Source organism: Microcoleus sp. B7-D4 (assembly GCF_036705125.1).
GTDB lineage: Bacteria > Cyanobacteriota > Cyanobacteriia > Cyanobacteriales > Microcoleaceae > Microcoleus.
Map to the genome: position 1 here is coordinate 24,669 of NZ_JAUBTT010000042.1, position 14,376 is coordinate 39,044.

General features: G+C 46.3%; 8 protein-coding genes. 1 reads left to right on the plus strand and 7 read right to left on the minus strand.

Annotated elements, in window-relative coordinates; genetic code table 11:
• Nucleotides 1-38: 38 nt before the first annotated feature.
• The 3 genes from argZ to QUB12_RS17945 form a co-directional block, all read right to left on the minus strand.
• Complete coding sequence (gene argZ, locus QUB12_RS17935; protein ID WP_333141926.1) at nucleotides 39-2,153, minus strand: bifunctional arginine dihydrolase/ornithine cyclodeaminase; 2,115 nt, start codon at nucleotides 2,151-2,153, stop codon at nucleotides 39-41.
• Between the two features lie 377 nt (nucleotides 2,154-2,530).
• On the minus strand, nucleotides 2,531-5,683 hold the full coding sequence (locus tag QUB12_RS17940; RefSeq protein ID WP_333307855.1) for a PAS domain-containing protein: 3,153 nt from the start codon (nucleotides 5,681-5,683) through the stop codon (nucleotides 2,531-2,533).
• A 751-nt stretch (nucleotides 5,684-6,434) separates the two neighbouring features.
• The gene (locus tag QUB12_RS17945) at nucleotides 6,435-7,373 is read right to left on the minus strand and encodes a glycosyltransferase (RefSeq protein ID WP_333307857.1); all 939 of its coding nucleotides are present in this window, start codon (nucleotides 7,371-7,373) and stop codon (nucleotides 6,435-6,437) included.
• Between the two features lie 388 nt (nucleotides 7,374-7,761).
• On the opposite strand from QUB12_RS17945, the gene QUB12_RS17950 reads away from it, so the two are divergent.
• Nucleotides 7,762-8,970: an argininosuccinate synthase gene (locus QUB12_RS17950; RefSeq protein WP_333141923.1), complete on the plus strand. Its 1,209-nt coding sequence runs from the start codon at nucleotides 7,762-7,764 to the stop codon at nucleotides 8,968-8,970.
• A 458-nt stretch (nucleotides 8,971-9,428) separates the two neighbouring features.
• Here QUB12_RS17950 and QUB12_RS17955 read toward each other — a convergent pair whose 3' ends face one another.
• The 4 genes from QUB12_RS17955 to QUB12_RS17970 all read right to left on the minus strand — a co-directional run bounded on the left by QUB12_RS17955 (nucleotide 9,429) and on the right by QUB12_RS17970 (nucleotide 14,293).
• Nucleotides 9,429-12,071 carry a polynucleotide kinase-phosphatase gene (locus QUB12_RS17955; protein ID WP_333307859.1) on the minus strand — a complete coding sequence of 881 codons (2,643 nt, stop codon included), beginning with the start codon at nucleotides 12,069-12,071 and terminating at the stop codon, nucleotides 9,429-9,431.
• Nucleotides 12,072-12,080: 9 nt separating this feature from the next.
• Entirely contained in the window at nucleotides 12,081-12,404 is a 324-nt protein-coding gene (locus QUB12_RS17960) for a type II toxin-antitoxin system PemK/MazF family toxin (protein ID WP_333307862.1), read from the minus strand.
• Complete coding sequence (locus tag QUB12_RS17965; protein ID WP_333307864.1) at nucleotides 12,398-12,736, minus strand: AbrB/MazE/SpoVT family DNA-binding domain-containing protein; 339 nt, start codon at nucleotides 12,734-12,736, stop codon at nucleotides 12,398-12,400. The genes QUB12_RS17960 and QUB12_RS17965 overlap by 7 nt, the downstream gene beginning before the upstream one ends.
• 66 nt (nucleotides 12,737-12,802) lie before the next feature.
• Nucleotides 12,803-14,293, minus strand: a complete 1,491-nt coding sequence (locus QUB12_RS17970) for a 3' terminal RNA ribose 2'-O-methyltransferase Hen1 (protein WP_333307866.1) — start codon at nucleotides 14,291-14,293, stop codon at nucleotides 12,803-12,805.
• Nucleotides 14,294-14,376: the final 83 nt, after the last annotated feature.

Below are 14,376 nucleotides of genomic sequence, written 5' to 3' on the forward strand. Positions count from 1 at the left end.
GGACTTCGTTTGTATAGACGCGGTTTCAACCGCCGAATCTAAACAGATTGAGCTACATGATGGCGGCTAGTCAATTTATCCAATTGATTCACCAACAAACTTAGGAACAATCCGACATCGGTAACAACTCCAGTAGATTCGATCGAACCCCGATCGCTCAATTTCGTCACCACCGCCGGATTAATGTCCACACAGACCATCTTCACACCAGCCGGCGTCATATTTCCCACACCAATTGAGTGCAGCATAGACGACAGCATTAACACCATATCCGCACCCCGTAACAGCTCAGTATATTCTTCTTGAGCCTTAACTAAATCCATTTGCGTGTCGGGAAGTGGCCCGTCATCGCGGATCGAACCCGCCAGAGAAAACGGTATATTGTTCTTCACGCACTCGTACATCACACCGTTAGTAACCAACCCTGCTTCAACAGCTTTTGCAATACTCCCGTAACGCCGCACAGTGTTAATTATTTTCAAGTGGTGCCGATGTCCGCCGCGCACAGCAACACCGCGTTTCATGTCAACCCCTAAAGAGGTTCCCATATTCGATTGTTCCATGTCGTGAACCGCGATCGCATTTCCGCCCAACAACGCTTGCACGTAACCTTCGCGAATCAAATGCGCTAAATGTTCGCCACCGCCAGTGTGGATAACAACAGGCCCCGCCGTAACTACAACTTTGCCACCGCGATCGCGAATTTGGCGCAATTCCCACGCTACTTGTTCCACCACCAATTCTACGCGGCGCTCGCTAGAAACGCTGCCCGACATAAAGCTGAATTCTTGAGAATTGCGCTGTTCCCGCGATTCTGTTTTGCGGATGGTGCGGATACCCACTACATCTACAACGACTTTTTCTCCTACTTTTAAATCGCGCAATAATTTGCATTTAGCCACTGGGCCATCAGCGGTTTCAGTAATAGCAACAGCACCATCCATCCGCTGATTTTGCGCTTTCACCCACTGACCATTTACCCGCACTTCCGTGGGATAAATCGTACTAACATAAAAGTCGTCCGGGCCAACGCCATCTTGCACTACCGGTTCTAAAATAGCGTCGCAAATCTCTTGTGGTGGCGGCACTGCACCCAAGTCAATCAGCATTCCCATCATTTCTTCCATCACATCGTGGGAAGGAGCCGAAACTTTAACGTCCGCAGATGATGTGCTTTGCCGCTGCTCTCCCAGATTGAAATTGAGCACTTGGAAACTGCCACCGAGATCGACAATTAAGTCTAAAGCACGGCTGATTAAACCCGCATCGAGCAAGTGACCTTCCATGCGAATTGTGCGGCTTTCTACCATCACGTTTGCCGATCGATCTTCTTGCACTGGTTCCGTTACCCGTAGCGTCAAACACTTACAGGCGCCGCCCGCTTTTAGAAATTCGCTCATCGGCGTTTCAATTACTTGAAAACCAGCCTGAGTAATGCGCGTTTTCAAGGCTTCGCTAACCTTGTTCATTACCACAACTTTGTCAATATTGACCGCATTGCAGGCAAAATTTGCGGCATCGGCTTCTTCAATAGCAATGCGTTTTTCCGGCGCAACTCGCATTTCGATTAAGCGGTTGGAATACGAGTCAAATGCTGCTGGATAGTAGAGCAAATATCCGCCTGTCAGAGGACAAAAACAGGTGTCTAGGTGATAGAAACGTTCGTCAACTAAACGCAGGGAAAGCACTTCTATGTTGAGCCATTTTGCTAGTAGCGGGTGCGAGTCGAGTTCGGAACGGAAGCCGTATCCGGCCCACAACCAGCGTCCTTCGCGATCGAGTAAAGCATCGCCAGCGCCCTCAAACGGCAAGTCTTTCGGGAGTTCGTGCACGGTGAAACCTTTGCTTTCAAACCATGCTTTGAAATAGGGTTCTTCGCCTTGGCGTTCTTTGTGATAGAAACGGCTGAGGACGAAGGTATTGCCTAAAAGTAAGCCTGCGTTGGCGGTGAAAACCATATCCGGCCAGCCTTTTGCGGGCGGTACGAGGTCTACAACGGCGTTGTCTTTGAGGACGTGGTAGAGTTTTTCCCACTGTTCGACGGCGCGATCGCGCGATGATTTGTGGACATTTCCCTCCATCCACGGATTAATCACGTAATCCACATCGTAGTGGTCGGGAGCACACATGAGGAAGCGAATTGAGTCAGTCATAATTCAGTTAAAATGTGGTAGACGCTACAGCAGACGTATGTTGACAGAGTTTGTATAATAGCAACTGTAATATTCACTACTAATTTTAGCAGCGCAACGTCTGGAGCCTCAAAAGGCTAACTCTTTATTATATCATGTTTAAGATGAGATTACATTAAATGACAGACCGTTCGCAGGAAATACTGGAGAAAATGTCAGGTTATGACGCACTCTAAAATAGGTTCTGGTAGACGATTAATATCCTGTGCGTTGAATTGCCCCTAATCTGACGGTGCAGGGGCGTTTACGCTCGTCTGTGGCTGATATTATAGATTGTTGGTGAACCCGCCCCCACCAGAATTAGGGTTAATTTACCCGACATGATATGACAGCTTCTCCTAACTTTCAACTTTCAACTTTTGCGAAATCGGCAGTTCGATCGCAAATTCTGTTCCCCGGCCAACTTCTGAATGACACTCCAACTTACCGCCGTGGGTGTCTTTAACTATTTGGTAACTAATCGACAACCCTAAACCAGTGCCGCTGCCGACAGGTTTGGTAGTAAAAAACGGGTCAAACATCCTTGACTGAACTTCGGGAGGGATACCGGGTCCGCTGTCAACAATCCGCACACACACTTGATTTTCGCTGCTGAGTTCAGTAACAATGCGAATCTGGTTAACTTTGCAAGTACAGTGGGCTGATGACTCTTCTATAGCGTCGATCGCATTCACCAGCAAATTCATAAATACCTGGTTTAATTGAGCCGGATAACACTCGACTTTGGGCAGGTTCCCGTAATTTTTAATAACTTGAATCTCCCGACGTTTTGGCTGTGACTGGAATCGGTGCTGCAAAATCACCAACGTGCTCTCTATTCCTTCATGAATGTCTATTACTTTGCGATCTGTTTCGTCGAGTCTCGAAAAGTTTCTCAAAGACAGCACTATCTGCTTAATTCGGTTAGCACCTTCTTGCATTGAAGCCATGATTTTCGGGAAATCGCCTGCTATAAAATCCACCTCGACTTCTTCCAATTCTTGGGCTATTTCTGGAACTGGTTCAGGATAGTATTGCTGGTAGATATGGAGCAATTTTACCAAATCGCGAGCGTACTGTGCGGCGGGAATAATATTGCCGTAGATGAAGCTGATCGGGTTATTAATTTCATGGGCTATTCCGGCTACCATTTGCCCGATACTTGACATTTTTTCGGATTGAATAAGCTGAGATTGAGCCTTTTTTAAGTCGGCTAGAGTTAGTTCTAACTGTTGCGCTTTTTCTCGTTCTCGCTGTTCGCTAAATTGCAACTCTACTTCGGCTTGTTTGCGATCGCTAATATCAATATGGGTGCCCGTCATCCGCAAAGGATTTCCCGAAGCGTCGTGTTCCATCACCTTCGCTTGAGCTAAAATCCACTTCCACTCGCCGGATTTTGTCAGCATCCTAAATTCCACTTCGTAAGTAGGATTTTTGCCTTCCAGGTGAGCATTTAGCGCTGCTTTAGCCGGAGACAAATCCTCTGGATGTACCAGTTGCTCCCAGGATGCAAAACTATTTGCTATTTCCTCTACTTCATATCCCAGCATCATTTTCCACCGGGGATTAAAATAGACTTCTCCCGTGGCCAGATTCCAATCCCACAATCCCATCGCACTGCCTTCAAATGCCAGATAAAAACGTTCTTCGCTAATTTGCAAAGCTGCTTCGGCTTGTTTGCGATCGCTAATATCCATCACTGTTCCCAACAGTTTGATTACTTCCCCTGTTTCACTAAAAACAGCTTCTCCCCTTCCTTCGAGGTATATAATTTGACCGCTAGGATGCAAAAATCGGAACTCTCTTTTGTAGGAAATTCCTTGTGAGATAGTCAGGCTGACTGTTTGTTGAAATAATTCTCTGTCGTCGGGATGACACATCTTTAAAAGTTTGGCAGATGTCGGTTCAGTTGCACTTGAGTCAAGACCAAAAATGCGGAATACTTCTTCTGACCAAGTGATTTTATTTGTGACTAAATCAAATTCCCAACTGCCGATATGGGCAATTTTTTGGGCTGCTGCTAGACTAGCTTCGCTTTGTTGAAGTTTAAGTCGCTGTTGTTTATCTTGTTCGAGAAGATTGGCTTGAGCGATCGCAATTCCCATTTGTGCCGCCACAGTTTTCAATAATCCGATCTCATCTGGTGTCCACTGGCGCGGGCGATCGTACTGGTGCAGGCATATCATTCCGTTGGCTTTTCCCTGGTAGGAAGTGCGGATGGATATCATCGACTTCAAACCTATTTGACCGCACAAATCTCGGACGTTTTCTAGCAGCGGTTCGGAAAAAACATCGTCAGAAACTACAGCTTGATCTTGGGACAATAAAAACTGAACGTGAGGATTGCCATCTATGGGGATTTCTAAATCTAAAAGCGATTTGGAGGCGGATTTTCTGTACTCAGCGACATTAACAATTCTGGGAATAGGGTGTTCTGTGTAGGTGTGAACCAAGCAGCAATCAGCATTAAAAATGCGACCAATTTGGGCAGTCGCTGTTTGAAAAACTTGCTCCTGCTTTAAGCTGTAACGAATTTCCAGAGTAATTGTTTCTAGCAGAAATCTTTGCTTAATTTGCCGTTCCAAAGCAGCTAAAGCTGTTTTAAGTTCGAGTTCGGCTTGTTTGCGATCGCTAATTTCAGTAGCCGTTCCTAAAATTTTCCAAGGTTTGTCGTCTGGTGTTCTGGCGAACACTGTATCCACGCTAACAAACCAGCGATATTCACCATTTTTGTGCGGAATTCTGTACTCAAACTCAAAGCTTTCACCGTCTTTTGCTGCCTCAATCCTGCTCATGTGTTCTAAGAATCCGGGCAAATCGTCAGGGTGTATTAAGTTAGGAAGAAATCCTCCTGCCATCTGCTGGATTTCTTCAAGGGTGTAGCCAATATCGCTATAGATTTCGCGGTTGATATACAGAGTTCGCTGTTCAATCAAATCGGAAACGTACAAAAGATTAGGATGTGTTTGAATTACCGCCGACAGCCAGCGTTGGCTGTCTCGGAGTTCGGCTTCGATCCGCTTGCGTTCTTCTATTTCTGCTTGCAGCAGCGCATTTTGTGCTAAAATTTGTTTATAAAGACGGTTCAGAAGCAGTTGATTTTCGACACGGCTCACCACTTCTTCTGTTTGAAATGGTTTACTAATGTAGTCGGCCCCCCCCACCGAAAAAGCTTTGACTTTATCAAAAACTTCATTTAAAGAGCTAATAAAAATCACAGGAATGTGTTTGGTTTGCGGACAAGCTTTTAGCTGTTCGCAGACTTGATAGCCATCCATACCGGGCATCATAATGTCCAGCAAAATCAAATCCGGTGGACTCGACAGAGCAAAGTTAAGAGCCAATTTGCCATCTCGTGTCGGCCGCACTTTATATCCCCGCTTAGACAAAAGCTGGGATAAAAGTCGCAAGCTTTCTGGATGGTCGTCCACCATTAAAATATTTTCTTGTAAGACAGTGTTTTGAAGTCTAATTGTTTCTAGTCTTGGATTTTTATCGTCAGTTGTATTCACAGTAAACCCTCCAACTCTTCAAGTTGTATATGTGGGAATATTTTTAAAGTCATTAACCGCTTGTAGCTAACACTCTCCGATGAACCAGCACAACTATTGACTATATAGCACACTCCTAAATCATCTGTCATTATATCAAAAACAATGCTCTTTTGAAAATGTTGGTGGCTCAACTTATCGGAGCCGAGTTAGAAAACAGCCTTGATGCCTCAAATCACAGGCTAAGCAAGGAATTTTGATTAAAGGTAAAACTTGTACTTTTACAATTTTTATAACCCGGTTTTTCCTCCCTTTACCGGGTGGCTCTCTATTGTGTTTGGTCACTAGATACCCACACTCGAAAGGTTAATTAAAACAGACCGAAGGGTGTCAACTTAAGACTAAAGTTCTTTTTTTTCTGGTTTGTATCCAAGTCTTGAGTTCCCTAAATCCAGGGCGGTTTCATTTTTTTGTAGGGGCAAAACCCACGCCCGGTTCCACCGATGCCTGAAATGCCCATGAAATCATCTCTGGGTGGGGGCGGGCATTCTTGGCACCCCCCTACAAAAGCCTGGTTTTTCGTAGGGGCAATCCCCCGTGGTTGCCCCGAAACAGCCCTGTTTCCTAAATCCCCCTTCTGAAGCAGCGCTAGGGCAGTGTAGGCATAATTGTCAAACAGTATACCGTTACTAATTATGAGCTTAAGTTGACACCAATGGCCCCTGAAAGACTCCTACAATATATTATATTTTATTTGCGCTGTCGGGCTGATTTATGGTATGTTGTTCTCGGCCTGCAATTCCCCGCAAGCGGCGTACACGGCTTTCACGTTATACCAATTCAGAAAAATCCGAGCAATTTCTAGAGCTAACTGCGGCTTGCCTTGGTCAATCAACCACTGCAAAAAAGGAGTCATCGTTCGCTCATTTAGCATTCCACCTAATGATAAAAATCCCCACAGAATTTGGTGCAAAACAGTCATTTGAATCATCATCCGTACTTCCCAATTTGGGTGTTTTTGATAAAACAAAACTCCCATTCTACCGCGCTGAATTTCGCGGTCAATCATGCCAGGAATTTGCTCTAAACTAAAAGGTGGATGCCAGTGATAGCCGACAGCAGCCGGACATTTAATGAGTTTCAAACCTAATTTTTTTAACCTAACTCCCAACTCTAAATCTTCCCATCCGTACAGTTGAAAGCGATTGTCAAAAAGTCCAGCAGCCAGCAGCCAGTGGCGGGCGATCGCCACATTTCCCGTAGCAAAATAAGCCGCCGAAAAATCGGTAATTTTGTAAGGTTCTGAGGTAGGATTGTCGAAATTGCAAGTATTAATCACGCTGCCGTAAGTAAAAACAGCATCAGTATCTTTGTAACCCTGTAGTAAAGCATCGGTGTGTGCTTGCAAAAAATGCTCTGTTACCACCAAATCGCTGTCAATAAAAATAATCGTATCGCCCTTAGCATCTTCAACGCCCAAATTCCGGGCCGCCGCCGGGCCCTGGTGAGATTGACAGATCGATCGCACATGAGGCAACAAGTCAGCATTTGCGGCCAACCACTCCAGCGTCCCGTCCGTCGATCCGTCGTCCACGACAATTACTTCATACTCTCTGACAATCTCACCGAACTGCTGATTTTCCAAAGCCAGTAGACATTTTGCCAAAATCGGTTTACGATTATACGTCGGAATCACAACACTAAAAAACACGGCTTTTCCCCATCGCCACAGTTACCGTATCCCACGGTAGCAGATTTTCCGCAGCAACTCCCCCGGTAAATAGCCAAGTTTAGCAAAAAAAGAATATATAAATCTGTACTATTTCTGACAAGAATCGATCTCAATTAGGTGCATAATGAAAAGTCGGTTAAATATCACATCTTGCACCATTCTCCAGAACAGGCAAGATGCCTGTTCCACAAACATTTAATTTTCTTGTGGGGCAGGCATCTTACCCCATTCTCTCGAACAGGCAAGATGCCTGTTCCACAAAAATGATATTTTTTTGTGGGGAGTAGGGGTTGGGTCGAAGAGCCCGCCCTGAAAAGCTTAGTGACAAGGGTGCAAGATGTCAGTTAAATTCAGGATGTAAAGAACAATGAGTCGCGCTAAAAAAGTTGTCCTAGCATATTCCGGCGGAGTCGATACCTCCGTCTGCATTCCTTACCTCAAAAACGAGTGGGGTGTTGAAGAAGTAATTACTCTGGCCGCGGATTTGGGACAGGGAGACGAATTAGAACCGATCCGCAAAAAAGCTTTAGCATCCGGTGCTTCGGAATCTTTAGTTATTGATGCTACCGAAGAATTTGTCAAAGACTATGCGTTTCCAGCGATTCAAGCTAACGCACTTTACGAAAACCGTTATCCCCTTTCGACTGCCCTCGCTCGCCCGCTGATTGCTAAATTGTTAGTAGAAGCGGCGGAAAAATACGGTGCAGATGCCATCGCCCACGGTTGCACCGGCAAAGGAAACGATCAGGTGCGGTTCGATGTGTCGATCGGCGCGCTCAACCCCAAGATTAAAATCTTAGCACCAGCGCGGGAGTGGAAAATGAGCCGCGAGGAAACGATCGCATACGGCGAAAGATGCGGCATTCCGTCGCCGGTGAAAAAGTCTTCGCCTTACAGTATCGATCGCAACTTATTAGGAATGGCAATTGAAGCCGGAATCCTCGAAGATCCTTGGGCGGAACCGCCAGAGGAAGTTTATTTGATGACAAAGGCGATCGAACAAACTCCCGACACACCCGAATATATTGAAATCGGTTTCGAGTTCGGAAATCCTGTCACTTTGAACGGCAAAAATTTATCACCAGTCGCCTTAATTTCCCAACTCAACGAAATAGTTGGAAACCACGGAGTCGGCCGAATCGACATGATTGAAAACCGCCTCGTCGGGATTAAATCGCGGGAAATTTACGAAACACCAGCGATTTTAGTTTTGATGCACGCGCACCGAGACTTAGAAAGTTTGACGCTGACAGCAGATGTGACGCGGTACAAGCGAGGCATCGAAGAAACCTACAGCCAAATGATTTATAACGGTCTTTGGTACAATCCTTTGAAAACAGCTTTAGACGCATTTATTCAGGACACGCAAAAGCGAGTAACTGGAACCGTGCGGCTCAAACTGTTCAAAGGAAATGCGACAATTGTTGGCCGCAAATCGGAAAATTCCCTGTACAGTTTCGACTTAGCAACCTACGGCGCAGAGGACGAATTCGATCACAAAGCTGCCGAAGGATTTGTCTATGTTTGGGGACTACCAACCCGCATTTGGTCGGAAAAAAATAGAGGTTACAAATAGGAAGCAATTAGGGTTAAAAACCTGATGTTAAGCCAATACGGCTCAGTTAAGCTCGATCCCCCCTAGCGCCTAGGGCGGGCACGGGGGCACCGCCCCTACGAAGGGGAGTAGGGGGTGGGACAAGAAATTACTCTTGCGTCCCCCTTCTTAAGGGGGATTTAGGGGGATCTCGCCCGGAATAAATAGTTTTAACTGAACCTTATTGGATGTTCAGCCGCCGATTCGTGGAATTAAAGTAGGGTGTACATGGCGAACCTTATTTGCTGCACTCGCCCAACCTGTGCCAATTACCTAAGTTCTGAGTTAGTAAAATACAGTAATAATTGGTAATTGGTAATTGGTTGTTTTTCTAATAATTTGTTAAACTGTCTTCAGACAAATTTAGCTTTGAGGCAGGGGTTTAAACCCCTGCCAGATTACTGTCAAATCGAGATTTTTGCCTGCTTTCTACCTTCCGATTACAGCCTCGGATCGACAGGTTCGCTCTCCATCGCTAAAACTCCGAAAACGCACTCGTGAACTTGTCTCAAAGGAGCACCCGCAACAAATCTCTCCAATGCTTCTATACCGAGAGCAAACTCTCGCAACGCCAAAGAACGCTTGCCGGAAAGTCCGCGCGATCGCAGTTTTTCTAAATGTTCCGGCAAAGAATATTCCAGACCATAAATAATTCGCAAATACTCTTTACCGCGACATTTTACCGCAGGCTGTACAAGTCCTTTGCTATTTTTCACAATAAAATCCATTGGTTTAACAACCATTCCTTCGCCTCCCGCCGCCGTCAGTTTTTCCCACCATTGAATCCCCGCCAATTGGCTGTCAAAATCTGCAATTTCAACTATTTTGTATTCAGTAGCTAACAGGAATTCCGGGTCAGCTTGACAAATTTGTGAAATCTGTTCCATGTGCCAACAGTGATTTTTGTCAGTGTGAACAGTTCCCTCGGTTGCCAAGATGTGGAAAGGTGCTAATTTGAGGTCGGAGAGCGATTTTACTGGCCAGCAGTAGCGCTGATAGGCATGAACATAGCGATCGGCTAGTTCGGCTCGCTCTTGATAGCTGATTAGCAAAGAATTGATTTCAACTCCCCGCTGGTTTGCCTGTTCTAAGTTCTTAATCGCCTCCGCAAACCCGTGACGAGATGCTGTTCCCACGGCGGCGTATTGCTCTTTCAATAAACCTTGAGCTTTGGCTGACCAAGGCATTAATTCGCAGTCCAAACACACCCAATCAGTTTGAAATTTCTCCCAAAAATTGCTGGCAGTGAGAGCGACATTTACCCGCGCTAAAAATTCTCTTTCTAAGGTAGAATTATCGAAAAAATGCCGTCCCGTGCGGGTGTAGCAAATGCCCATACTCTCGCTGAGAATGCCAAATCGGCGTAAAGCTGCCGATGCGTCGCGGCAAACGATCGCAACTGCACGGGAACCCATGTGCTTTTCTTCGCACACAACTGTCGATATGCCCTGCTGTTGGTAGTAGCTAAATGCTTCGGCTGGATGTTCTAAAAGTCCTGGTTTTTTGGAGGTAGCAGCGGGAGACATTGTGGGCGGTAAATAAATCAGCCATTTGGGATTGGCGGCAAACCGACTCATTACTTCTAGGGCTGCGATCGCATTTTCTTCTTTAATCGTAATGTTACTTTGCAGGCGAGTTGAAATGATGCGTTTTCCGAGTACGTCGCTAATGTCCAGTACGTCATCAAACTGCTGTTGGGCGGTGATATTCACTGCCGCCAAACCGCTATCGATCGCGGGTGAATTAATGTCTCTATTGTTAAGTGGAGTTGGGCTGTCTTGAAAGAGGATCGGTTTGGCAGGTTCGCAGTAAATTCTAGCAGCGGGAACGCTGACAAATTCTCTTTCGGGATACCGCAAAGCTGTTAGTTTGCCTCCGAAAACGCAGCCAGTGTCAATATCAACAGTATTGTTCAACCATTCTGTTTCTGGAACGGGGGTGTGTCCGTAAACAACCGCTGCCTGACCTCGATATTCGGCGGCCCAATTGTAGCGGACGGGCAAGCCGAATTCATCGATTTCGCCAGTTGTTTCTCCGTACAAGGCGAAATCTCGAATGCGGCGCGATGCACGTCCCTGAAATTCAGCTTTCATCCCAGCGTGGGCGACGACTAATTTTCCGCCATCGAGGACGTAATGCCCAATCAAACTATCTAAAAATTGGCGAATTTCTCGTACTGCTGATTCGCGCAATTCATCCGGTAAAGCGGCAATTTCTGCTAAGGTTTGTTCGAGTCCGTGGTTGATTTTGACATTTTTGCCGTTGAGTTTTCGCAGCAGTTTGATGTCGTGGTTTCCAGGTACGCATAAAGCTGTTTCTGCGAGTACCATGTTTCGCACGAGTTTGAGGGTGTCGAGAATGCGCGGGCCCCGATCGACCAAATCTCCCAAAAACACGGCTTTACGCCCTTCTGGGTGCGCGTAGGTGGGAAAATTCCCCCAATCGGATTCGCTGGATTTTTCGATAATTTGATAGCCCAAGTGTTGCAGCAATTGTTCCAATTCGTCGCAGCATCCGTGAACATCACCGATGATGTCAAAAGGGCCGCAGTCGCCTTTGCGATTGTTCCACAGCGGTTGTCTTTCGACTTCTACGGCGTCGATTTCCTCTGGGGAACGGAGGACGTAAACGTAGCGAAATCCTTCCCTATCTAGAGATTTGAGCGATCGCTTTAAATTCTGAACATGGCGGCGAATTACATGATTTCCGAAATTGCGGTTTGCACGTTGTTGATTGCGATCGGCACACAATTTTTCTGGTAAATCTAGCACAATAGCAACCAAAAAGCAATGGTATTTTCGGGCTAATTCCAACAAAGGTTTGCGGCTTTCCGGCTGAAGGTTGGTGGCATCAATCACAGTTAGCTTACCTGCGGCCAGACGTTTAGCCGCGATTAAATGCAATACTTCAAAAGCATCAGCGGTGGCCGCTTGATTGTTTTCGTCGTCGGAAACCAGACCGCGGCAGTAATCCGATGAAATGATTTCTGTAGGTAGGAAATGCTGCCGCGCCAAGGTGGATTTGCCGGAACCGGATGCACCGATGAGAACGACTAGGGATAGTTCGGGAATCGTGATTTTCATTTAATAATATTATTCAGCAAACATCTGTACCAAAGTATCTAAAACTGCTTTTTGTTCGTCAGCGCTGATTTGACCGAGATATTCATCTAATCGATTTTTGTCAACAGTCCGAATTTGATCGAGGACGATTTGCCCATCTTTGCCTTGAAAATGACAATCTATGCGGCTGGGATATGGTCGCCCCTTCGTTGTCATTGGAGCAATGATGACAGTGGCAATGCGCTTGTTCATCTCATCTGGTGAAATCACCAAACAAGGTCTAGTTTTCTGAATTTCACTGCCAACAGTGGGATCAAGCTTAACTCGAAAAACATCAAAACGATAGACTACCATTGCCACTCAAGCTCCTCCCACTCCGTAGTGGTGACATCATCAAGAAGGACATCATCATGTTGCTCTGCCATTTTTGCGAACGCTTCCTCCCAGCCGGCACGCGGTTTTGGGGCTGCACCAATGACGATCCAACCGGCAGGCGGTTTTTGGGCTGAACCAATGACGTACCAATCGGCACCCGGTTTTTGGGCTGCACGAATGACGATCCGATCGCCGTGAACTTCGATTTCTACTGCTTCGCTAATACCAATTTGATCTAACAAAGATTTGGGAATGCGAATGCCCTGAGAATTGTCAATTTCAACGATCTGGGTTTGAATAGATTTACTCATAGCGGAAGCCTGCTTTTTTCCAAGTTTAACTATATTGTAAGCACAAACAGACTGTCGGTATTATTTTCACTGGGCGAATATTGCCATTTGCGTAGGCGAACCTACTTCTAAATCTTCAGTTCCCACACAACGAAACTCTACCCGACAGCCAAACCGTTCGGCAACCCCATTTGCCCAAGTTTGAAATTCGGCCCTTGTCCACTCAAAGCGGTGATCCCGGTGGCGAAATTTGCCCGCAGGCAAGTTTTCAAACCGAACATTATATTCAATATTTGGAGTTGTGACGATCGCACTTTTGGGTCGGATAAATTCAAACAAAACCCGCTCAAAAGCAGCTAACCGTTCTAAATCCAGATGTTCGATCACTTCAATTACCGCCGCCGCATCAAAACCAGTCAAGCGGCTGTCCCGATAAATCAGCGAACTTTGAATTAGTTGAATGCGAGATTGCTGTGCGGGAGACAATCGATCGATTTGCAAACGTTCCCTGGCAATTTCCAATGCCCGAAAGGACAAATCGACGCCTGTAATTTGTTCGATCGAGTTTTCTTTCAAAAGCAGTTTCAGCAGTTTTCCCTCACCGCAGCCCAAATCTACCACTCGCTTAGCACCACTTTGCTTTAAAACCTCCGTCACAGCTTCCAAACGCTCTTGATTCAAGCTAATTCGCTGTTCTAAAACTTCCTCTTCTTGCTGATGAGAAACTTCGAGATACTCAGGGTCAATATTATCTTCTTCTGCTAACTGTGCCACAGCAATTCGCGTCAGACGGCGCTGGCGTTTCAGATAGCGGTTGGCAATTTGTTCGCGGGCGGGATGCGCGTTCAACCAACCTTCGCCGTGATGCAATAACTTCTCGATTTCATCATCGCCCACCCAATAATGTTTGTCGTCATCCAAGACGGGAATTAGCACGTAAAGATGGCTTAACAAATCCGCCAAACGAACTGTATTTTGCAGTTCCACAGAAAAGTAAGGACTCGCGCCCCAGTCGGGAAATTGCTCGTCAAGAATCAGGGGTTTTGCTGCGACTTGATAGCCCAGGGGCTCAAACATTTGCCGCAGGAACTTCTCGCCACCGCGACAGGGCAAAACCGACAGATTAACTGTCAAAGGAATTGCTGTTTCTGCGAGTTCTGGGCGGTCTTTGCAGCGACCGGATAGAGCTGTACTAAAGACTTTGGCGAGGGCGACAGACAGAAAAGAAGAGGCAACGTAGGGGCGATCGTTCACGTATTGTTCGAGGGGGCGATCGCCCGATTTCGACTTGCCCCGCACCAAAGCAACCGGATCGACATCTAAGAGTAAAGCCGCCGTGCACCTTTCTGCATTTGCCTCTGGATAAAACACGCTGGCTTGCCCGAAAGTCATCGGAAAGGATTGATGGCGATCGGGATGTTTGTGCAGCAAATAACCTAAATCTGTAGCAGGTACGCGAGTTGTAGAGATGGTTAATAACATAATATTAGGAATTGGGCATCGGGCATCGGGCATCGGGCATCGGGCATTGGACATCGGGCATCGGGCATCGGGCATTGGGCATTGGGCATCGGGCATTGGACATCGGGCATTGGTTATTGGTAGTTCCTCACAAATAACAACTAACAAATAACTACTCACTGTCGATAATTAATCCGTGT